The following is a 22,862-nucleotide window of genomic DNA, read 5'->3' on the forward strand; positions in this document are numbered from 1 at the left end:
AATTGTTAATTACTGTTCAGATTGTACTCTGCCAGCACGTCTTCCGCCGAAAGCGTATTGTTATAGACCTTCAGTTCGTCGATCAACCCTTTTAACGGTGGATTCCAGTAATTAATGCCCAGAGTGAATACGGCATTCTTATTGGTAAACACATCCGGGAAGCCCGTGCCGGAGAATTTCTCCGATCCGTTGATGTACACTTTGACTTCACCTTCACGTACTGTAAAAGCGACATGTGTCCACTCATTCAGCGGGATTAGCAGACCGGTCAAAGCATCATACCAGGCCGTTCCTGACCATAGCAGCGTCTGGCCGCCGGCATTTTGCAGGACCAGGCTGATCCAGCTGTCCATGGTGCTTGCACCGAAAAAGGTGGTCGTGAAATCCGTCAGCTGCGCAGGATTTAACCACATGGAGACAGAGTAGGTGCTGCTGTTCAAAAGCCCGTCAGGCAGCCGGATACCGGAAGTACCATCGAAGACAGCCGCCTGTCCGGCAACACCTGTCCCATAGGTAATACTGCCGACCGTTGCACTGTCCACTTTGTCACCGGTTACCTTGCCCGCCGCAGACAGCTGCAGCGAATCCTGTAAACTTCCGTCAAACGCATAATAAGCTATTTTCCCATCTGTAACCTTCACTTGATAGCTGGAAGTAACCGCGCTGCCATCTGTCGCCTTTGCAGTAATACTTGCATCCCCGACCTTCAGAGCCGTTACTACACCTGTCACAGCATCGACAACTGCGACCTCGGGAGTGCTTGAGCTCCACTCCAGCTGCTGGTTACCGGCATTGGCAGGCAGTATGCTGACCACCGGGGTATAACTGTTGCCTGCAGCTACTTGTTGGACTGCTGTACCGAAGGATATCGAGGTCACCTTCGTATCCGTTTCCGGCTCACCATTCACCAGCCAGCCCACGGCTTCCGGAGACAATGCTTTTTCATAGACCCGGAACTTGTCAACCAGGCCTTTGTACGGAATATCCCAATAGTTGACGCCGAGGGCAAACACGCCGGAATCATCTGTAAATACGTTGGTAAATCCGCTTTTCGTTGATTTCAGTACGCCATTCACATACATTTTGACTGTGCCGGCATCGTAGGTAAAGGCCACGTGAGACCATTCACCTGCCTTAATCTGCAGGCCCGTATCCGCATCCATCCAGGCCTCACTGCCAAACCACAAGCGGGTTGTTGTGACACCGTTGCCGTAAGGAAGCAGGCTGATCCAGTTCGTATCGGACTTTGCTCCGAAGAACGCAGTCGTAAAGGCGGTCAATTCATCCGGGTTCAGCCACATGCCCACGGTATAGGAGCTTCCGGAAATCAGGCCGTTTGGCAAACGGATGCCGGAGCTGCCATCCAATTGTGCTGCCTGTCCGTCTTCACCGCTTACATAAGTGACCGTACCGCCGGTGTTGTTCACCCGGTTCCCCGTTTCCGTCCCCGCTTCAAGCCGTCCGCCGCTTTCCTCGAGATTGCCCTCAAAGTCATAGGCGCCAACTAAACCGTCCTCCAGTTGACTGCCGCTAAGTGCTACAACACCTACTGTGAAGGTTTTGGTAGCGCTCGCATTGCCAAGCCGAATCGTAGCCGTCAGTTCCACAGACGTGTCACCGCTGCCAACCTCCGGCCGTGTTACCTTCCCGTCATTTCCAACAACGGCTTCATTGGACGAAGACCAAGTTATCGCAATACCGCGTACACCTTCGCTCGGCAGGGTTAGATCCCTGTACACTTTACTTGTGTTGCCAAGTGTCAGGCCGCTTGTAGCATTGGCCACCAGTTGCTCATCGCTCAGTGTTTCCAGCGCACTGCCCCAGACGGCAATACCTTGATCCGACATGGCAGTGAAGGTCATGACATGATCTTGGCGCGTGGAATCCCACAGCTTGACGAAGACACCTTTGTACAGCCGTTCAACGGCAGTGCCGTTCTGTGTCTCGTTGATGAGCAGATCGGCATAATAATCGCCTTTCAGTTTCCAGGTCCCGGTCACCGGTCCTGTAATGGTTCCGTCTGCCAGGAGTTCAATATCGGCGCTTGATTTGATTTTAGCGCTGATATCCTTGCCATGGTTGATGAACTGGTAGGCACCGGCGATGTCTTCCGCCGCTACTTTGCCGATAGTTTCGCCGGAGTAACGGTGCGGCGCGACCACCGGCCAGCCGTCCTCGTTCATGAACATCTGGTGTACGCGAAGCTCATGAGCTTCGCCCCGGTAAGGGAACCGGGTATGGAAGAAGTTGAACGTCTTCCCGCTGTCTTCATCGTAATATACCGAATTATGGCCGGATGAGACATAGCCATAGACCGGGAACTCCGGATCGCCGTTCACGTTCGTGAACAGGAAGTTGCCCAGCAGCTTGTTGCCGTATGCCGAGTGGTCACCATCCGTAGTGAGCACGGCATCCTGCCCTGCTGCATCCTTGTAAGGACCGCTTGGGCTGCTCGAACGGAACTGCCGCATACTGTAGCCGCCATCTGCCGCAAGACCGCCATAGGTTACATATAAATAGTAGTAGTCCGTATTTTTGTCGTACATTACATACGGGCCTTCACCGGATTTATAATTACCTCCCGAGATTTTGGTTCCAAAATAGCGGTCGATGATTCTGCCGTCCGCTGTCGTCCCGTCTTCTCCGGGATACTTGGGCCCGCCGGTTGCAGGATCAACCTCCAGCACGAAAATCCCGCCCGACCATGATCCGTAGGTCATCCACAGCTTGCCGTCCTTGTCATAGAACAGCGTAGGGTCAATTGCGTTTGTATACATTTTATTGTTATACGTACCATCGGTATTAAACCAGGCCGGATTCATTGCCTCCAGTGTTCCATCATCAATCAACGCCTGAATGTTGGTATTCGTCCATTTTTTGTTGACATCACTGTTCGCATCATAAGCTTCGCCTGCCGTGAAGCCGGAATACAGCACGGTTCCCCCGTAGGTGTAAGGTCCTTTAATCTTTTGCGAAACGGCGTAGCCAATGGCTGAACGAATATAGGTGGAGGAAGTGGAATAATACATCATATAAGTGCCCTTGGTTCCATCCTCGTTAACATAGTCCTCATTCCAGAAAACATCCGGTGCCCAAACGGAGAAACCGCCTTTGCTGTCGGAATCGTTCTCCCCGGCCCAGGCGAAGGATTCCGACAGATTCGCGGAAAGATCACCGTAGAGTGCATTCTCCGGCGTTTTATAGCCGTTGGTGAACGTGCTCCAATTCATCAAATCTTGCGACTCAGCCGCCTCGATATGCGAACCGAAGACATAATACGTATCGCCGTCCTTCACAACTGAGGGATCATGGACGGATACATTGCTGAACACCGGCGCGGTCGCTTCCGGCGAAACCACCGGTGTAGCCGTTGGTGACGGCGTTGGTGTCACACTTGGTGTCGCACTTGGTGTCGCACTTGGTGTCGCACTTGGCATCGGACTTGGTGTAGCTGTCGGTGATATCGGGGTCCCTCCCCCGCTGCCCGCAGTCGCTGTAGCAGTAGCCGTTGCCGCTGGTGTTTCCAGCTTGATCAGAGAGCTGTAGACCGGGTCAAAAATCACTTTACCGCTGCCTTGGACAGTAATCTGCTCCTTCACGCCGACCTTCAGATTTTTGATCTCCGTGCCCGCTTCCACACGCAGTCCCGTCTTACGGTTAAGCGTCATGTCCGTGATACTGCCTCTGTTTAATACCAATGTCGGCTCACCCAGTGCATTCACGACTACCGAGTCGAAGCTGCCGCTAAGCTGTACCACCGAATTTTTGGACAATGTCTGTTCCACTGTAATTTTACTGAAGCCCGTCCCGGTTACAGCTGCATCTTCCTCAAGCTTGACGCCGGACTGAACAATGACGTCCGTTACAGCGCTGCTGCCTTTGGCTATGACGCGCAGCTTCCCGTTCTTTTTGTTCACCACCAGCCTAGAAGCCGTTGAATTGTTCATGACAACGCTGTTTTCACCGCCGCCAGTGACAACTATTTTGCCTGCAACCTTTACGTTGTCGAGGGTAATGCCCCCTTCAGCAATTCCTTCGGTAAGATACAAGTTGCCCGCGATGCTGGCGTTCTTGAGCTCCACTCCAGCGGTGCTGACAATAACGTTCCGGGCAGTCAAATCGCTGTAGGTTCCGCTCTTGAGGATGATTTGCCCGGACACTTTACTGATTAACCGCAGTGCTTCAGCTCTCGTTACCGCTCGTTTCCCCTTAATGCTGCCATCCTCGTACCCGCTGAGGAAACCGTCTCCCAGCAAAGTAAGTACAGCTTCCCTGCTCCACTCCGGCAGCTCCGCGGCATCCTTCGGCGCGGCAGCAGCGGTTGAAGCATCAAGCTGGAACAACCGGTACAGCATCACGGCCGCTTCCTGGCGGCTGACCGTTTGGGCGGGACGGAAGGTGCCGTCGCTGTAACCCGACACAAAACCGGCTGATACCGCTTTCATAACATCGTTATAATAAACGCTTCCTTCCGCAACATCACTAAACCTGCTCTCGCTCAGAGTCTGCAGATTAAAGACTCTGCCTACAAGTGAAACCCACTCTGCGCGGGTGATATTCTGCTCCGGTTTATAAACACCGTTCCCATAACCCGTGAGCAGACCATTATCTACCCATGTCTGAAAATCATCCTGTGCCCAGTGGCCTGTATAGTCAGGCACTAAGATTTTGGTGGTAAGCTGCCCCGCCTTGTTGTTATCTTTCACAGTCCCGGAAGCCGCCATAATCGGCGAAGGTACAAGCAGCAGCAGCGCAAGAAACGAAGACGTTAGCTTGCCAGTCATCTTGTTCAAATGTGAGATCCTCCGATTCTAAAAAATAGTCATGCCTGGCCTTGCGATTACAATATCAGGTAATTAGCGGACTTCTTGCTGGTATGCTGCACCTCCCCTTTTATCAGCTGCAAATAAAACGCTTTCATGTAGTCATTAAAAAAATGTTCTGCCGTAAGGTTTAGTTTATTTTAGATAAACGAAAACTAAAAGTTCATAATTCGGCTTGAACGGTTTTATTTTAACGGTACAATCGGCAATTAGTCAATTAGAATTTTATATTAAAATAAATCGTTTTATATTTATGTTGATTATAAACTTCAGCAAAATAAAAAATATGAAATGAAACACTGTGATCCGCTTCAGGCTAGCAAATGTATGTATATCACTGCTACAGGAGTCGTTGACGAGGGATGCCTATGCTACAATAAGGACACTAACGAAAGCCAAAATATGGAGGTGGAAGTTCGTGTCAAAGTTTGAAACAACCGGGGTCATCACGGCGAATGTGTACAAGGTAAGCCCGGAGCAGAAAGAACAGCTTGATCTTCTGGCAGAGGAACGACTTCTAAAGGCACGTGAGGAGGCAATACCGAATATTCTCAAGCGGTACGAACAGCGGCAGGAAGAGATCCGGCAGTTAAAGGATTCATCGAAGAAATAAGCAAAAACCGATGACTATTATAGATCAAGTCGGCATTAAATGATAACGGAATCATTTATGTTGTCGCTATATCAAAGAAGCCTGCAGGCACAAATGCGCATGCAGGCTTCTTTGGTAACTATCCATGTACAGAATCCAAAAAAGTGCGAAGATTGCACTCACCTTGCTTACCGCAAGCAATGGAAGTCCTTAAGCTAATTCACTGCGGTGATCCGCAAGGCAATATACTGCTTATCGGGCAGCTCGATGCGGTAGTCTCCTCTTACTAACTCCTGCACAGCAGTGATGGTCATATTCCAGGTATCGATAATTTCAATCCGGTAATCATGATCGGGTGGCAAAACTAGCTTCTTAAAAGCCGGCCGCTGATTGCCGTGCCCATTTCCTCTTATTACCTGCGCCATTATCCTTCCAGTGCCTTATATTCAAAAAAGTCAAAATACGCCTTTTTACTCTGCTGGTCCAGGGGATTGTCTATTTAAATTTTGGATTTACAGTTAATATTGTAGCGCTTGCAGCGGTTGAAAGTTATAATGAGTTATTATAAAATGTTTGTATTTTGTCATGTTGGAGGAACTATGAAGCAGCTGTTCGAACCTGTTATTTTCACGGACCACAAGTCGCTCATCTGGGACTATCAGCTATACACTGATGACTATTACAAGGGCTACTACCACTGGCACCAGTGCTGCGAGATCATGTATATCCACAGCGGTCAGGGCAATGTTGTCGTCAATCAGCAAATGTATGATATCCGCTCCGGCATGCTGTTTTTTTTCCAGCCTTATCAGCTGCACCGGATTTATTCGGAGGTCTCTGCGGAATGCCCGTTCGTGCGCAGCATTTTCTATGTCGATCCGCATACCGCCGAGAATCTGCTGAAGAACTTCCCCAAGCGCAAAGCGCTTTTCTCTGCCTTATGGCAGGGTAAGAACACCTATTGCGGGTTTGATCTCGGCAGTCAGAATGAGGCCATACAATGGATTTATAACCAGTATGATCAATGCCGGACCCATTCCCCGGTGGGGGACTCGGAGGATATTACAATGCTGCTTACGCAATTACTGAGCTGCCTGGGAACCGGCGGCAACATGTTGATCCAACCGGAGGAACGGCGGAATCTCCGCTATTCCGAGCAGATCATGAACTGGATCGAGGAGCATTACCAGGAAGAGGTGAACCTCGAGCAGCTCTCAGCGGAGACCCATTTATCGAAGTCTTATGTCTCGCGGATTTTCCACCAGGAAACGGGAAGCCGCCTGGTCGACTATCTGACCGCCCGGCGGATCAAGCAAGCCTGCCGCCTGCTCAGCACAACAGATATGCCTGTGGAGCAGATCGGTATCACGGTGGGTTTCCCGAATGCCTCCTATTTCAACCAGCTGTTCAAAAGAGTCCTCGGCACTACTCCCCTAAAATACCGGAAGAGTAATTAACGGGGATCTTCACTTACAAAAACTATATTGCGCGCATATTCATTGATCAGTATTCTGTCTGTGTGCGCCTCTCCTATCACTTCGCCATTGATCTGCAAATTGATAAAAGATACACCGTCTACGCCCCGTTTTCCATCGTATCCATAAATACGGGAAGGTTGGATGTCAGCTCCGTCATAACGGACATTGCGGAACGTAATATTTTCGATGCCCGAGCCCGGTTCCGGATTATAATCCTTGTTCATCACCACACGCAGATCCAGCAGCTGACCCTGCTCTATCCGCTCCACCCTGATATCGCTATACAGGATATTCCGCACCATATTGCGGTCCCCGGCATTAATCGCCAGTGCTCCCCAATAATTCTCCTGAGGTTCATGATGCTCCAGAATATCGATATTCCCGAATACAATGTTCTCGATCAAATCCCCATCGTGCTGGTGATCTCCATGGGTGCCAATCATCAGCGGATGAGCCACATCGGCCCATAGAATGGAGTCCCGTACGCTAATGTTCCGGCTGTCTCCATAGAAATCCCATCTGGAGCCATAAATGGCGATGCAGTTGTCTGAATTCCGCATGAAGACATCACGGATGTCAATATCGCTGCTCGCCATGATGTCGATTCCGTCGCTCCAGCCCCGTGTGCTGAATGACTTCAGGTTGTTGATCGAAATCTTAGCAGACTGCCCGATAAACACACTGTAATGCGGCGGATCAATGACTGTAATCCCTTCCACATTCACCCGTTGCGAGAAGACGATTCGCACGCCGCGAAAAGCCGAAAACCGGTGGAAATCCGCCAAATAAATGACACCCCGCCCGCGGATGGTTACATCCTCTACACCTTCACACACCAGTGAACCTACTAGGACTGACCCTCCGGCAAGATATACGGTCGTTCCTGAGGGCACCGGAAATGCCGTTTCTTCGATGTAATGAGTGCCTGGTGCAAAATAGAGTGTTTGCGGCCATCCTGCTCAAATTTGATATTTCTTGCTGCCGGAGCAATGTTCACATGAGTAATTTCTGTATAGAGGCATGTAATTTCCACTTCAGCCACACCCTGCAGATCAAAAAAAGCGAGCGATGCCGGGCGGACCTGATGCATGTCCACTTTGACCTCGTAAATCAAAAGCGGCTGCCATTCCCCTCCAACCGGACGAACCTTAACCCTGAAATCCTCCCTGAGCGGTATGTTATTGGGAGCGTTATAAATTTGCACTTGGTTCATTGACCTGAGTCCCCCCTGTAATTTTCCTATTCATATTATAAAGTTCAGGGGCCGCACAAAAGTTTGGCAACGTTATAAGGAAATGTTTATATTTTGTCGCGTTAGCAGTAGTTGTGGAATTCTCGAATGATCTTTATTCCGTTATTATCATGACAATATTTCGATATTTTTGAATATCAAATCGCAACTTTGATAATACGGATAGCGATATACTGGGGGCACATCTAAACATTGGAGGATTCGCGATGAGTAAAACGTATTGGCAGGAAATCATGGACAGACTCGATACAAAGGTAACACGCATGGTGGAGCAAATCGGCGGCAAATGCCCGCATTTCGCCGGAGCAGACGGCAAATTTGACGATATCGGCTCAGACTGGTGGACGACGGGCTTTTGGCCGGGCCTCCTGTGGATTATGCATGATATGACCGGAAAGGACCTGTACAAGGAGGCCGCCTGGCATTGGGACGGCACACTCGAGGAATGGTTTGTTAAACCGACCGTTGAGTTGCATCATGATGTAGGTTTTCAATTTCTGCCGACAGCCGTAATTAAGAATACTTTGACCGGAGATGAGGATGGGCTGCGCAGAGGACTTGAAGCCGCCAATTTCCTCGCTGCACGCTACAATCCGGTGGGCAAATTCATCCGTGCGTGGAATGAGGATAAATACGGCTGGGTGATTATCGACTGCATGCTGAATATCTCTCTGCTGTTCTGGGCGAGCAAGGTCAGCGGCGATCCGCGATACAAGCATATGGCTGTGAGCCATGCCGAAACGGCGATGAAATATGGCGTCAATGAAGACGGATCGACCAAACATATTCTCTCCTTCGACGCAGAGACCGGAGAATACATCGAGAACTTTGGCGGACAGGGCTATTCCGCCGAATCCTGCTGGAGCCGCGGGGCAGCCTGGGGACTTTATGGCTTCATCAACACTTACCGCCACAGCGGGGATGAGCGTTTTCTGGATACGGCCAAGCGGATTGCCCATTATTTCATCGCGGCATCGCCTGAGGATCACGTGCCATATTGGGATTTCCGTCTGGAGGATGACAAGCGGATGTTCAGAGACAGCTCGGCTGCATCCATCGCTGCCTCCGGATTACTGGAACTCGCTGAAGTTGTTCCGCCCGGCGAGAAGAGCCTTTACGCTAATGCTGCAGAACGGATCTTGCGCTCGCTGACAGAGAACTACGCCACCTGGGACCAGCCGGAGCATGAAGCCATTCTGCTGCACGGGACGGGCAGCGGAACCTCCTTCATCGACGTGTCACTGATTTACGGAGACTACTACTATGTGGAAGCTGTCTCGAAATTGAACGGATGGAAACATCGCATTTTCTAAGCTTGAGAATGAAGCATGTGACCATAGAAAACGCCTTGCTCTCCCTAAGAGGACAAGGCGTTTTCTATTGATACGTACAGTTTATTTATGCTGTGCAGTAGCTTCGCTGATCAGTTTTTCTGCTTCCGTTGGAGTTAACTTTCCAGCTTTCACCTGTCTCTCGCAATAAAGCTTTATTGCAGCCAGCAATTCTTCTTTGGTGTCATAAGGACCGATGTCAGATGTATTCCCGTTGTCATCGGAAATTGTCATTTCGTGAGCTGTAGATACCTCTATTTCTCCAGGGTCATACGACAATATCACGTCATCTTTTCCATCCACCGATTTTGAAACCTTCACACCCTTCTTAATATCCTCCAATATCCCCTCATACATGGCTATGGCCTTATTAACCCTCTCAGGTGTCCATTCATACCAGCCGTCGGTCGGATTCCAGCCTTTTCCGCCAATGATGGATTGCAGCGATTTCTTTTCTTCCGCAAGCCATGCTTTATATTCTTCATAGGTCCACCATACAACCTTTGGCTTCGGATTTGCTTCTTCATATGCTTCTTCACTCGTCCACGTTTTCCCGTCATCGTTGCTGATTTGAACTGCGCCAGTTTCATCGCTATAGGAATAAGAAGTACCAGACGACTGGTCCGTTGCACCTGACAGAGCGAAGTCTTCATTGTCCGCAATACCGAGTTCCTTTCTTTTCTCAGCGAACTCCTTCTTCAATGCTTTCTTCTCGGCTGTTGTCTTGTTGAACTCTTCCGGGCTCCGCTTTTCGATTCCAGCCAGTTTGCCATTCTTATAGACTGCATATACATCTACAGTTCCATCCATCATGGACTGGCCGACTCCCGCCTGTTCATCAAAGAAATCACGGACTTCTTCATTTTGATACATTAACTCGTGGCTTTTGGCATCATAGACCAGACCGTAGGGTTTATAAACCGCCAGCGAATTCTCATCAAAATCACTGCCGGAAACCGGCTTCGCAGCACTGGTTGCAAAAGCAGTGACTGTACCCGCAATCAGCAGCAATCCCGCTGCAGATCCAAAAACAGTTGTTTTTTTCATTTTCATAATCGCAATGATCCTCTCTTCAATTGAATTTTTACTGAAGCTGTTGAATAACGGAGTCGCCTTGCTTTTCTTCTCCTCCATCCCAATCAGCGTCATGGCATACGCCGCTTTTATGGGTTCTCCGAATGTCCGCACAACGGTTTCATCGCAGGAGAGTTCAATATCACGATTGACCAGGATATACATCACCCAGACCAATGGATTGAACCAGTGCAGGCACAGTGCAAATGTCAACACCAGCTTGGTCAATGCATCAAACCGCCGGATATGCACAAATTCATGGGTGAATATATACCGCAGCCTCGTTTCATCAGTCCAATCCATATCTTTGGGCATGAGTATTACAGGCTGGAGAATGCCATACGTCAACGGCGCTTTGATTTGATCCGATTGCCTGATTTGTACCTGCCGGCGCAGGGGATGTTCCTGCAGCCATCGAGCGGCGAAATCATTCTTGACCGGCAGTGAGGTTTGAAATTCCCTGCGGCATTTAATATAGGTCACGATAAAAAACAGGGCAAAGGCACACATTCCCAGCAGCCCAATGACCGCGGGGAGTGAAATGGATGCTGGTGCTGGTGCCGATAACGCGACATTTCCAATTGACTCCGCTGTCCCTGTAAAATTCACATTATGTAAGATTCTTGCTGCTTCCGCAGGAGGCGGAGTTGAGGTTGTTGTCCTAAACACCCGTTCCAGCTTCTCTAAACCTGTGTAGAAGCTGAAGGGAGACGGAATCGAGAACGGAATAAGCAAACGGCAGAGCACCACGCCCCAAAGTACGAGAAACGTTTTCTTCGGCAGCTTATGCAAGGTTAACGCACGAACAATCACGATCGCAATAATGAGTACAGCCGCGGTCAGGCTCATTTGAAAAATATCCATCAACCAGCTCATTTCAATTGCTCCACGAGCTGCTTGAGTCTTGCGATCTCCTTAGCGGATAGATTCTTCGTGTTCAAAAGAGAAGCAAACAGCATTTCGGTGGAACCGTCAAAGACCTTGTTTATCAATTCAGCCGTTTCTTGTTCCTGTACCTGCTCTTTAGAGAGAATAGCCCGGCAGAGAAAATTAGGTTCAAGCCGTTCTATGGCACCCTTGTCGATACATTTCTTGATCACAGTGTAGGTGGTGTTCTTGTTCCAGCCCACCTGCTCACTCAGGACTTCAGCAAGCTGCTTGGCGGTTATAGTCCCTTCCTTCCATAAGACATCCATGACCTTGAGCTCAGAGTCAAAAAGTTTAATTTGAATATGGATCATCTCCTCTCAGACTATTGCAATAGTTTGTAAGTTCATACTACTACGATAGTCTGCATATTTCAAGAGTACTGCAGTAGTTTTTAGAAATTTAATTTCTCTTACAGGATTTCCGTATCTCAAAATGACTAAAAAGCGGTCCCCCGGTCATGAGCTAACCGGAGGAACCGCTTATTCTGGTGTTTCTCTATATCAGGTACCCGCTTGTTGCAGAAGCACTCTACTTATTGTTCATCCAGCCACAGGATAGCTGTTACCCCGCGAGGATAATATTTGCTGCCGGTAATTTCCCCGGAGATAATCTGGTCGCTCCAGCTCCAGATGGAAAGCTGCGGATGCGTGAGCCATTCCACATGCGCCCGGTCCGCTTCCCGGCCGGCTTCATTCCATTCCACCCCAAGAATTTGTCTGGCGATAAATTGGCAGAGATACACTTTGCTCAGCCAGCTGTTATTGCTGGTAGAAGAGATTTTCCAGCCGCCGTTCTCGAACAGGCAGACACCCTGCACAAGAACCGCCTCCAGATGCCGCTCCAATGCCGCGATATAAGCGCCGAACCGGCCTCCGCGTTCCAGTGCTTCCTTGCAGCCTGTAAAATACGGGAAAACCAGACCTTCAATAGCCGGGATGATCTTCGAATCATTCCCTTCCCCAATCACTGCCGGGATATAACCCTCTTCTGTCACGCTGGCAACAATCGTCGCCGCACAGCGTTCCGCTTGAGCTCCGGCTGTTTCTGACAGTTCCGTATTTCCATTCTCCCGGAAAATCTTCTCCATGGCCAGATAAGCCGCCCAGCACTTCCCGGCAAGATAGATGTTGTTGCGGGCCTGGCCAAGCGAAACATCCAGGCTGTCATAGGTGGTAATTTCGGCACCGCCCATTGTGCGCGAGCTGTCGAGGCCCATCACTCCGTTTCTCTGCTCCGGGTCCGGATGATCGCGGTTCAGCATACTTTGCAGGCAGCTCTCCAGCACGTTCAGATTCCGCTCCATCCAGGAAAGATCGCCTGTATGCTCCAGATAGACGGCCGACGTAAGAACCCAGTTGACCAGCTGTTCATGGGTCATATGCGAGAAACAGCCGTCAATACCGTACATCTCATAGGCGGAATAACCGGGACGTGATACAGCATTTGCCACCCCCATATCATGGGTAAAGCTGAGGCCTCCAGGGTACTCCGTTTGGTCGCCAGGGAAGCGGACCGTATCGATGTAGCTGAATCTGTCCACGAACATATCCAGCTCGTTGCGCACCGTCCATGGATTAATCTTCAGTTCATAGAACAGCTGATCAACGGTAAGGTCGAAGGTGTTCATCATCCGGTATTCGCCCTCATTTACGATCCAGAACGGCTTGCCCTTGTAGTCCAGCAGCTGCGTCGATCCATAATAGCTGCGGATAGCGTGAGCCAGCATAAAGGTCTGATCCCTACTAAGGCCTGTGTTTTCCAGCAGGCTGTTCGCCTGCAGCGCCTGCTGCTTCAATTCATCAAAATGCGACAACGCATATTCCGCCACGGACTCCACATTGCTGAAATAGCGGTTGTAATAATAAGAAGCATCCATACCGGAGGTAACGTAACCTGACCGGTGGAAGCTGACAGCGAAACGGTAGGTTTTCCGGACGCCAGGCGGAACATCCATAACAAGTGCCCCTACCCGGCCAAGGCCAAAGGTCCAGTTCTCCTCCAGCTCCGACAGCAGAATATCCTCCAATTTGAAATGCATGGCCGACCTTGCCGTTCCCTGCTCTGCGGCAATCGCCACAAATCTTCCTTGCCCGACACCGGCAAGCTCTGCGGAGCAGTCATCCAGTCTTCTCATCGCACTATAGGGATCGTTGCCCTGGAAGCCAAAGAATGCACGCCGCTCAACTTCACCGGCAGTGTTATCCACTTCAAATTCCACCAGCAGTGCCGGCAGCAAAATCCCCTTCAACTCTTCTTCCGAAGCCGTCTCCGGGTCTGGCACGGACCGCACCGGCGAATAAATGCGGAAGGTCAAATCACCGGCCTGCCAGCTGTCTGTAGTCAGCTTGAAATCCCGGACAATTTCCCCGTCCGCAAACGGAAAAAGGATCCGCGGCTTAGACGGTTTAGGATCAGGATTCTCGATATCGTAGCGCTTGCTCTCATCCTCCCCGTCATGCTCGTGAAACGGCAGCGTATCAAAGCCGCTTCCATCCTTCCGCTGCAGTCCGATAAATATATTCTGTCTGGGCGGCTTCCCGGCTTCCAGATCAAAGCCGCCTCCAGCCCCCTTAAATCCTAATGTAAAACTGGCAAAAGAGCCGATTGGTGAATGATGGGCGTTGAAAAACTGATTCTGCGGCATATCGTAAAAACACTCCCTCCAGGCTGATTCCCGGCGGCGGCCGGGCTCTATCTCTATGTTATCTATGCCGCCCTGGGTGCGACAGGGCCAAAGCCGCCTATTATTTGGGCAAATCAATCGCCTGGAGCAAGCTATGCTATAATAAACCCATATTCTATTCGAAAATGAGGATGGCAATGAAGTCAAATGATCCCGGCATTCAGCATTCCCTGGACGGCCGGATGTCACCGGACATCCAGGCAGCTTTTCATATTTTTGCCGCCCACTGGCGCAAAGTAAATACACAGTGGCAGTATCCAGTACATACCCACCCAATGTTTGAAATCAATGTAGTTCTGCAGGGCAGGCAGCAAATGACGGTCGGCGGCCGCGCTTACGTTCAGGAAAGCGGAGATATTCTATTCATCCGCCCCGGCGTGCAGCATTCCAGCCTCGGCGCGGATTCCGGCAATGAAATGACTTATTTCTGCCTGCATTTTGATATTGATGATCTGATTCTGCGGCGTTCCCTAATGACGATGGATACGGTCAGTCTCAGCGGGAGCAGCCCGGAGCTGCGGTCTATCCGTTCCGCACTGGACATTATCATCAGCAGGGTGATTCTCTCCGAAGCCAGCGATTCGCAGTTGAACCGGTTAATGATACTGAACGCCTCATTGCAGCTATTCACCGCACTCAGCGGCTGGGTCTTGGCCGAAATGCCTGTTGTTTCTGGAAGCGCACTCCCGGGAGTCACGGAGAATACCGTTGCCCTGGCGAATGCCATCGAAGGCCTGCTGCAGGAATCCGTCTTCACAGCAGAAGCTACAGGCAGCCGTGGCGACGGTATTGAAGGCATTGCAGGGCAGCTGGGTTATAGCCCGAATCACTGCAACCGGGCCTTCCGTCAGATCTACGGGATGTCTCCGAGACAATATCTCTCCGATCTGATTATCCGCCATGCCAAGCTGCTGCTGCTTGACAACAGCCTGTCCGTCGAAGCGATTGCCCATCGGCTCGGTTACCGTGACGTCTCCCATTTCAGCAAACAATTTAAGCGCTGGACCGGTCTGCCTCCAATGGGCTACCGCAGGCTTACAGCTGATCCTGAGCTGTCAAACGATAAATTAAGCTAAACATCAGGGGTTGAAAGTGAAACGTTAAACCCGGCAGCGTAAATAAAAATGCAGCAAGGCCGTCCCCTGTGATCTAGGGGCAGCCTCAACAATATATTTATGCTTAACCTTTGGTAGCGCCTGCGGCGATGCCTTTAACAAAATACTTTTGCAGCGATACAAAGACAATCAGCACAGGCACAACGGACATCGCTGTTCCGGCAAAAATCATATCCCAGCGGGAGGAAAATTCACCGATATAGCGGTAGATTTCCACGACCATCGTTTTGGCTTCGCCTGAAGGAAGCACGAGCATCGGCAGCAGGAAGTCATTCCAGATCCCCAGACCGTTAAGCACAACCATGCTTGCCGTAACCGGCCCCATAAGCGGGAAGACAATTTCCCAGAAGATTCCGTAACGGGAGCAGCCGTCAATCTCTGCCGCTTCCTCAATTTCCTGCGGAATGCCTTTGACAAAGCTGGTGTAGAGCAGGCAGCCAAAGCCGACAGCCCCGGCAACATAGACCAGAATCGGACCTGCAAGACTTCCATACAACCCGAACATTCTCAGCTCTTTGAACAAAGGGATCATGTAAGCCTGAAACGGAATCATCATCCCGGCCAGGAAATACAGGAACATAAATTTGGTCCAGCGGACATTTCTGCGTTCGATGGCGTAACCTGCCATAGGAATGATCAAGACCTGAGCTACAATCGAAACCAGTGTTAGAATCAGACTGTTCAGGATCGCCCGGGGAAATTCGGTTTCTGTGAGCAGGTATTTAAAGCTGTCCAGATATAATCCCTTAGGGAACGCGATGGCGTCCCTCATAATTTCGGCGTTGCTTTTAAAGGCGGACATCAGGTTAAAGAAGATCGGGAAAAAGAAAATGATCGCCAGCAGCAGCGTTACAATAAACAGGGAAATCTCCCAGAGTCTTTTTTTCGTATGAATCGTCATATTACATCTGCACCTCACGTTTCCGGAGGAATTTAACCTGGATGACCGTAATAATCATTATGATCAGGAACAGCACCATTGCCAGCGCCGTACCAAAGCCCTGCCTTAGTTCGCCAAAGCCGACTTTATAAATAATATAGGTCAATGTCTCGGTATCAAAGCCGGGGCCTCCATCGGTCATTACTGCAATCTGGTCAAAAATCTTCAGCGCACTGATCATGGAAAGCACCATACATACGGTCATCGATCCGGCTAACAGCGGGAAGGTAATGTGGCGGAATTGCTGCCAGCCGTTTGCACCGTCAATGCTCGCCGCTTCATTCAGCTCAGCAGGAATGCCTTGCAGCCCCGCCAGATAGATGATCATGTAATACCCCGCACCTTTCCACACCGTGGACAAAATGATCGAAATCATCGCATACTTCGGGTTCCCGAGCCAGTCTACCATCCAGCTTCCCAGCCCGACACTATCCAGAATCTGATTAAACACACCAAAGTTGTAGTTCAAAATCATGGCCCAGACAAACCCCATTACAATCCCGCTGAGCAGAGTAGGGAAATAAAAAATACTTCTGAACAGATTGCGGAACCAGCGCACTTTATCTACAAGAATAGCCAAGGCAATAGCGGCGATATTCTCCAGCACTACCAGGCTGACCGTCATAAGCAAAGTATTCTTCAGCGCGTTGTGAACGCGGGGGCTATTCCAGATTTCCACAAAGTTAGCGAACCCGATGTACCTCACATCTTCGCTGATGCCATCCCATGAGGTGAAGCTTAAATATATACTTCCTACAGTAGGAACAATAACGAACAATGTATAAATCAAAAATGATGGCAAAATAAACATGAACGCGTAGGACTGCCACTTCTTCTTTTTCTTCGGAACGGCTGCCGCCAGCGGCTTGTCTGCTCTCTCTATTGCTGTAGCCATGGCTTAAGCATCTATAAGGAGAGCTTACGTGGTACAATACGGCTATAGAGTATACATATAAAGGGAACGGAGGTTGATCCTGCTGATCTATATTATTAAATTCGTCTACAGCTTCATTCTGCCGCCGGGTCTGTTTGTACTGTTGTTCGCCGCGGTAGCCGTGTGGTTATGGCGAAAAAACCGCCGCCCCGCCCTGGTGCTGCTGGGCATCACGCTGCTGCTCTATCTGTCCATGACCAGCCTGGTTGCCGATCCGTTAATCGGCAGTCTGGAGCGGAAATATGACCAGCCAAACACCGTTGACGGCGATGTTATTGTGGTGCTGGGCGGCGGCGCTTCCTCTGGTAACCGGGATCTTGACGGTGAAGGCAACCTGCTGGGACCGGCGGCGAACCGGCTGCTGTCCGCAGCGCGGCTGTACCGCGAGACCGGTCTGCCGATTCTATTCTCCGGCGGACAGGTCTATGCCGATAGCGGGAATGAAGCTGACATCGCCAAACGCCAGTTAATCGGGTTAGGAATTCCCGAGGCTGATGTACTGGCGGAGAACCAGTCGCTGAACACAGAGCAAAATGCTGTAAATACGGCTGCGCTGATGAAGGCTCACGGCTTTAGCCGTCCCGTGCTTGTAACCTCAGGCTTTCATATGGCACGTGCCATGCTGGAGTTTGAACATGCCGGGCTGTCTCCGCTGGCCTTTCCCACTGATTACATTGCCAGCCGGGAATCTTCCTTCTATCTCGGCAAGTTCTCCCCTTCCCCCGGCTCAGCGGAGAACACCGGAATCGCGCTGAAGGAATACTTGGGGATACTGGCAGCGCATTTTTAAGAGCAGACACAAAAAAGCAGCGGCCCAAGCTTCCCCGGGCCGCTGCTTTTTCTGCTTCATTCTATTTAATCAAATCGCCATACTTCGCATTGACCATTCCTGCGAGTTCATCCGGTGCAAGCTCAATCTGCATGCCGATCTTGCCGCCACTAACCGCTATGCTCTCCAGTTCCTCCGCACTTTGCTCGATATAGGTCGGATACAGCTTTTTCATCCCGACCGGCGAACAGCCGCCCCGGACATAACCGGTCCATTTCAGCAGATCCTTCAGCGGGAGCATTTCAATCTTCTTCTCACCCGCAGATCTCGCGGCTTTTTTCAGATCGAGCTCTTCGGCAACCGGAATGACAAACACATACAGGTTTGCTCCGCTATGCGAGACCAGCGTCTTAAAGACGGTTTCCGGCGGTCTGCCAATCTTCTCCGCTACCGCAGTTCCGTGGATGGCCCCGTCCTCATTATCATAGGTATGTATTTCATAGCCAATTCCCTTGGCATCCAGCATCCGCATGGCATTCGTTTTGGTTATTTGCATCCTTCATCAACCTTTCCGGCAGCCCGTCATAGCTACCGAGTTTTTGCAGCGTAATTGCTTCTATTTATTATATCATGTACATTTACTTCATCAACTTCATCAACCTATTAACTTCATCAACTTCATCAACTTCATCAACTTCATCAATGACTTCGAACATTAACAACACCAATTGTCAAAAACACCAAACCAGATAAGGTCCAACCTGTAAAAATCATCCACCACCCAATCAAAACTGCTTAAACATTTGTAGCGGGAATACCTCCCGCTAATTATGTATATATCCTTCTTCTGAACAATGTAGCGGGAATCCGTACCGCTAATATTGATGAATATTTTAATTCCGTTGTTATAAGAATTATTAGCAGGCAAAATTCCCGCTAGTCACTCAATTCAGATTGTTCGGTTTTACCTAGCGGTAACTTTTCCCGTTAAAAAAGATCGGTAGCGATACCCGAGCAGTATGTTTTGAAGCGATAAAGTCTGTGCCTGAAGGCCACTACGGGCACTTCGAAAGCTTTCTATTGTACAGATATACAAACCATAGACATCATAACTCAATGCATAAATGTATTATAAGTCAGTAGTTTGATGTTATACAACCGCTCATCGCATAACTTCCTCCTAACCGCCTCCGTATAACAAAAAACCGCTGTCCAGCTACAAAGGGCTGGGCCAGCGGCTTCTACACTCTTTCCACTACATCGGTTGGATCAAGGCAACCACGCTCATTCCACCACTCCAGCTGGATCAAGGCAACCACGCTCATTCCACCACATCGACTGGATCAGCAGCATCAATGCTCATTCTACCGCATTGATTCGATCAGCAGTAATACGCTTCTATCCCTATGGACTGTACTGGTTCACTTGCTCGTCATTCCGCCAGAATGGCACGAATCGTGATAACCCCTGCCGCCGGAACCGAACTCCTTCATAGCGGATGAAGCCATCAGGAGGCTACATCCGGCAGGGAATGGTGATCTGTATACAGGTGCCGATTCCAGATCGGCTGGCGATGGCTACGCCATACCCTTTCCCTCCATGCAGCTTAATCCGGGAATCGACATTGCGGATGCCGTAGCCGATCCGGGGTCCTTCCGGTGCCAGAATCTGCTCTATGGTGTCTGCGTTCATGCCCACACCATTATCAATAATTTTGAATACAATGTCCGTTTCCCGCTTCTCCACGACAAGCCGGATTCCGATCGTACTTCCGAACCAGGCATGCTCTAGCGCATTCTCAAGCATCGGCTGCAAAATCAGCTTGACGGTCATATAATCCAGCGCCGCAGGATCAATATCGTAATAGACGGACAGCCGGTTGCCGTATTTGATGCACTGAATGGCAATATAGGCTTTGGCATGTTCAATTTCCTTGCCGACCGTAGTGAGAATGTCCCCGCGGTTCAAGGAGAGCCGGTAGAATTTCGCCAATTCCTGAACGAGAATATGCAGCTTCTGAATATCTCCGAATTGTGCCAGACGGTTGATCGAGGACAGGGTATTATATAGAAAATGGGGATTGATCTGCGCCTGGAGCGATTCCAGCTCCGCTTCTTTTTTCTGGAGACCGGCAACATAATTTTTGTGGATCAGCTCTTCGATATTGCTGCCCATCCGGTTAAATGCTGCAGCAATCTGTGCCAGTTCATCGTTGCCTTTATAATGGATTCTTTTCTGGAAGTCGCCATCGCGAAAAGCATTCAGTGAACCTACAATTTTTTGGATTCGCCGCGAAAAATAACTGGAAACACCAATACCCAGGAAAGCCAGCACAAAGGCGCTGATCAGGCAGACGATCAATGTCAGCCTCCGCACGTTATTCGCACTTTCGTCGAACAGGCTGTTCGGAATGTAGGCCCGCAGCTCCCAGCCCAGGCTGTCCAGCGGTTCACTCAGCAGCAGCCGGTTTCCGGTCCGTGAACCCTTCAATCCCTCCGCTTCCGGGGCTGATTCCAGCACCACGTTTCCGCTGCCGTCCAGCACCTCAAGAGTCGTGTGCTCTCCAATCTTGTGGTAATCCACCGAGTCCAGCAGGTCGCTTAGTTGGACGGTCACGCGAACCAGCCCGATGTTCTGCCCCCGTTGGACATCGTCCAGCCGCTGCAGCAGCGAGATATTGCCATAGCGCTCATCGCGCAGAATCTGGCGCCAGAGTCTTTGATCCGCCATGCTACCGGAGAACTCCAATCCACGGTACCAGTCTGTCTCCTGTATCCGTTTCAGATGATAAATCTCATAACGTTTAATCGAAAGCAGCGGATTCTGATCAATATCTGTGTAGTATAATTCCGGAAGGGTATCGTTCTGGAGGTAAAGGGACAAGCCGATATTGCTGGCTGTGTAATTCAGAAGATTTTCAAGCGCTGGCATCAGTGTCTTCGTCATCGTCTCATAGCTGTCCCATCCCTGCTCGTAGCGGCGCAGAGCGCTCTGCAGACTGTAATTGTAATACAGCATTTTGGAAATCCGTTCAACATCATCCGTGCGGTAACGAATATTGTCCCGTATCTGCTGCAGCGTGCCTTGTATATTTTCCCGTGTCTTCTCTCTAAGGGAGTTCACGGAATGCGCATAGGCGAACATGCCGACGGTAAGGACGGCAAACAGCAGACAGAGTACATAAGGTACAATCAGCTTATATCCAAAAGGCACATTCAGCATACGGCGCATGTTATAGATGCCTCCGGTAATCGCCCGGACTGACGCCATAATAATCCTTGAACTGCTTGCTGAAATGGGACAGATTCTTATAACCGACCTGGTGTGCAGCTTCATAGACCTTCAGCTTCGGATCACCGAGCAGCAGCTTGACGCGTTCCAGCCGCCTTATGGAGACATAATCGGAGAAATAAATGCCTGTCTCATCGTAGAAGATTTGACCCAGGTGATTGGGAGAGAACGAGAAGTGGATCGCTGCATCCCGCAGCATGACGTTATTTTCCAGCTCCACCTCAATGTAGGCTTTAATTTCTTCGATAAGCTTGTATTTCTTGCCCTGCCGTTTCCGCTGAAGCCGTTCAGAGAGCTCGAACATCCGGCGGCGGAGCCAGGATTTCATATCCTGGGTTGTCTCAAATTGATATAAAATGCTGAGATGTTTTCTGTCCAGCCCCAGCAGAATATAAAAGTCCTCGTTAATTGTATGCAAAAAAGCATCCAGTTTGGAGACAATGTGCAGAAACAGCTGGTAGATTTCCAGCTTGGTTTCCATTTTGCCGACCCATACGAACAGTTCCTCATTGCAATCGTCGACAGCGACCAGACGGTAAGAAGATACCGCCAGAAATAAAGACTGCAGAATATCATCCAGATCCTTCGCCGTGGCCGAGATCGGACCTTTGGCATCGGTATGGAGAATCAGCTTGCCCTTGCCCAGAAACAGCTTCAGTCCCAGCGCCTCTTTGGCCCGCCGGAAGGAGAGATGCAGCTCGGTAAGACTTGTCACAGGCGGACCAACCCCAATAGTCACTGTAAGTGGTGTCCCGCTGACCGCCATAGCAATCAGTCCCTGCAGCCGGCTGCTGTCCACCCGTTCTTCCACGATGAGGGCATACCGGAACCGGTCCAGCCGGCAGAACTGAATCCGTTCCTGAGCACAAAATTGCTCGACCGCTGTCTCCAGCCTTTTCTCCATCTCCGCCTTGGCTTCTTCCCCAAAGCCGTTTAGTTTCCAGGATAAATCATCCGGTTCAAGCAGCGCGGTGTACAGCACGGTCCGATGCCAGGTAATCCCAACCTGCTGCAGTAAGGGCAGCATCTTGTCTGCATCCGGCATGCCGTCATCCAGCAGCTGCATGAACAGCTCCCGCTTCAACAGGGGCTCCGAATCTGAGAAGCAGCGCTGCAAATGGGATTGCGCCTGTTCCCGGTCCAGAATGCCCCGCACCTCTTCAAGCGTCCTGCGCATATCTGCATCATCTACAGGCTTCAGGACATAGCCGGAAGCACTCATCGAAATCGCCTGCTTGGCATACTGAAAATCCTCATAGCCGCTAACAAAAATGATCTTCGGCTTTGGGTTAAGCTCCAGGGCAAGTGCTCTGCGGGCCAGCTCCATCCCCGACATGATCGGCATTCTGATATCAGTGACGATAATATCCACGGTTTGTGACCTCAGCACCTCCAGTGCTTCAAAGCCGCTGCTTGCGGCTGCGCAAACGTCCATGCCCAGGCTCTCCCAGTTCATGAAGCGCTGCAATCCTTCCAAATCCAGCAGTTCATCGTCAACCAGCAGCACCTTGTACATATCATCCCATCCTTCAAATCTGTATAGATGAGCTTAACATACTCTGCCCGCAGTTCCTTATCTAACCTTACATTTTTTAGCAAAAAGGGTATACTTGGTTACAGTATACCCCACAGGTACATCAGACTCTAGCG

General features: G+C 50.2%; 17 protein-coding genes. 5 read left to right on the forward strand and 12 right to left on the reverse strand.

The genetic code is table 11. The features are described 5' to 3' along the window. Positions 1-5: 5 nt before the first annotated feature. Complete coding sequence (locus tag NSS79_RS19660) at positions 6-4,784, reverse strand: LamG-like jellyroll fold domain-containing protein (RefSeq protein WP_342440405.1); 4,779 nt, start codon at positions 4,782-4,784, stop codon at positions 6-8. A 457-nt stretch (positions 4,785-5,241) separates the two neighbouring features. Between NSS79_RS19660 and NSS79_RS19665 the strand changes: the two genes are divergently transcribed. Continuing rightward, entirely contained in the window at positions 5,242-5,436 is a 195-nt protein-coding gene (locus NSS79_RS19665; protein ID WP_342435803.1) for a hypothetical protein, read from the forward strand. A 194-nt stretch (positions 5,437-5,630) separates the two neighbouring features. Here NSS79_RS19665 and NSS79_RS19670 read toward each other — a convergent pair whose 3' ends face one another. After that, complete coding sequence (locus tag NSS79_RS19670) at positions 5,631-5,840, reverse strand: DUF5605 domain-containing protein (RefSeq protein WP_342435804.1); 210 nt, start codon at positions 5,838-5,840, stop codon at positions 5,631-5,633. Between the two features lie 174 nt (positions 5,841-6,014). On the opposite strand from NSS79_RS19670, the gene NSS79_RS19675 reads away from it, so the two are divergent. Beyond that, positions 6,015-6,872, forward strand: a complete 858-nt coding sequence (locus NSS79_RS19675) for an AraC family transcriptional regulator (protein WP_342435805.1) — start codon at positions 6,015-6,017, stop codon at positions 6,870-6,872. Here the strand turns inward: NSS79_RS19675 and NSS79_RS19680 are convergent. Together NSS79_RS19680 and NSS79_RS19685 are read right to left on the reverse strand one after the other, a co-directional pair. Then, the gene (locus NSS79_RS19680; RefSeq protein ID WP_342435806.1) at positions 6,869-7,729 is read right to left on the reverse strand and encodes a glycosyl hydrolase family 28 protein; all 861 of its coding nucleotides are present in this window, start codon (positions 7,727-7,729) and stop codon (positions 6,869-6,871) included. The two genes, NSS79_RS19675 and NSS79_RS19680, sit on opposite strands and share 4 nt — an antisense overlap. 11 nt (positions 7,730-7,740) lie before the next feature. After that, on the reverse strand, positions 7,741-8,106 hold the full coding sequence (locus NSS79_RS19685) for a hypothetical protein (protein ID WP_342435807.1): 366 nt from the start codon (positions 8,104-8,106) through the stop codon (positions 7,741-7,743). A 245-nt stretch (positions 8,107-8,351) separates the two neighbouring features. Between NSS79_RS19685 and NSS79_RS19690 the strand changes: the two genes are divergently transcribed. Then, positions 8,352-9,458: a glycoside hydrolase family 88 protein gene (locus NSS79_RS19690; RefSeq protein ID WP_342435808.1), complete on the forward strand. Its 1,107-nt coding sequence runs from the start codon at positions 8,352-8,354 to the stop codon at positions 9,456-9,458. Between the two features lie 81 nt (positions 9,459-9,539). Here the strand turns inward: NSS79_RS19690 and NSS79_RS19695 are convergent, their stop codons facing one another. The 3 genes from NSS79_RS19695 to NSS79_RS19705 form a co-directional block, all read right to left on the reverse strand. Next, positions 9,540-11,426, reverse strand: a complete 1,887-nt coding sequence (locus tag NSS79_RS19695; protein WP_342435809.1) for a M56 family metallopeptidase — start codon at positions 11,424-11,426, stop codon at positions 9,540-9,542. Next, complete coding sequence (locus tag NSS79_RS19700; RefSeq protein ID WP_038600059.1) at positions 11,423-11,782, reverse strand: BlaI/MecI/CopY family transcriptional regulator; 360 nt, start codon at positions 11,780-11,782, stop codon at positions 11,423-11,425. Before NSS79_RS19700 ends, NSS79_RS19695 begins: the two co-directional genes overlap by 4 nt. 230 nt (positions 11,783-12,012) lie before the next feature. Continuing rightward, positions 12,013-14,124, reverse strand: coding sequence for a glycoside hydrolase family 52 protein (locus NSS79_RS19705; protein WP_342435810.1), 2,112 nt, complete (start codon positions 14,122-14,124; stop codon positions 12,013-12,015). A gap of 176 nt (positions 14,125-14,300) precedes the next feature. Here NSS79_RS19705 and NSS79_RS19710 point away from each other — a divergent pair, with 176 nt between their 5' ends. Further along, positions 14,301-15,239 (forward strand): AraC family transcriptional regulator, encoded by a 939-nt coding sequence (locus NSS79_RS19710; protein ID WP_342435811.1) that lies wholly within the window; start codon positions 14,301-14,303, stop codon positions 15,237-15,239. A 103-nt stretch (positions 15,240-15,342) separates the two neighbouring features. On the opposite strand, the gene NSS79_RS19715 is transcribed toward NSS79_RS19710, so the two are convergent. Together NSS79_RS19715 and NSS79_RS19720 are read right to left on the reverse strand one after the other, a co-directional pair. Further along, on the reverse strand, positions 15,343-16,179 hold the full coding sequence (locus NSS79_RS19715; protein WP_342435812.1) for a carbohydrate ABC transporter permease: 837 nt from the start codon (positions 16,177-16,179) through the stop codon (positions 15,343-15,345). A gap of 1 nt (position 16,180) precedes the next feature. Then, positions 16,181-17,113 (reverse strand): sugar ABC transporter permease, encoded by a 933-nt coding sequence (locus NSS79_RS19720; protein ID WP_340897857.1) that lies wholly within the window; start codon positions 17,111-17,113, stop codon positions 16,181-16,183. An 82-nt stretch (positions 17,114-17,195) separates the two neighbouring features. On the opposite strand from NSS79_RS19720, the gene NSS79_RS19725 reads away from it, so the two are divergent. After that, positions 17,196-17,942, forward strand: a complete 747-nt coding sequence (locus tag NSS79_RS19725) for a YdcF family protein (protein ID WP_342440406.1) — start codon at positions 17,196-17,198, stop codon at positions 17,940-17,942. 61 nt (positions 17,943-18,003) lie between these two features. Here NSS79_RS19725 and ybaK read toward each other — a convergent pair whose 3' ends face one another. The 3 genes from ybaK to NSS79_RS19740 all read right to left on the reverse strand — a co-directional run bounded on the left by ybaK (position 18,004) and on the right by NSS79_RS19740 (position 22,728). Beyond that, positions 18,004-18,477, reverse strand: coding sequence for a Cys-tRNA(Pro) deacylase (gene ybaK, locus NSS79_RS19730; RefSeq protein ID WP_342435813.1), 474 nt, complete (start codon positions 18,475-18,477; stop codon positions 18,004-18,006). A gap of 959 nt (positions 18,478-19,436) precedes the next feature. Continuing rightward, positions 19,437-21,191: a sensor histidine kinase gene (locus NSS79_RS19735; RefSeq protein WP_342435814.1), complete on the reverse strand. Its 1,755-nt coding sequence runs from the start codon at positions 21,189-21,191 to the stop codon at positions 19,437-19,439. After that, on the reverse strand, positions 21,154-22,728 hold the full coding sequence (locus tag NSS79_RS19740) for a response regulator (protein ID WP_342435815.1): 1,575 nt from the start codon (positions 22,726-22,728) through the stop codon (positions 21,154-21,156). The genes NSS79_RS19735 and NSS79_RS19740 overlap by 38 nt, the downstream gene beginning before the upstream one ends. Positions 22,729-22,862: the final 134 nt, after the last annotated feature.

It is taken from the genome of Paenibacillus sp. FSL L8-0436 (assembly GCF_038593025.1).
Lineage (GTDB): Bacteria > Bacillota > Bacilli > Paenibacillales > Paenibacillaceae > Paenibacillus_AQ.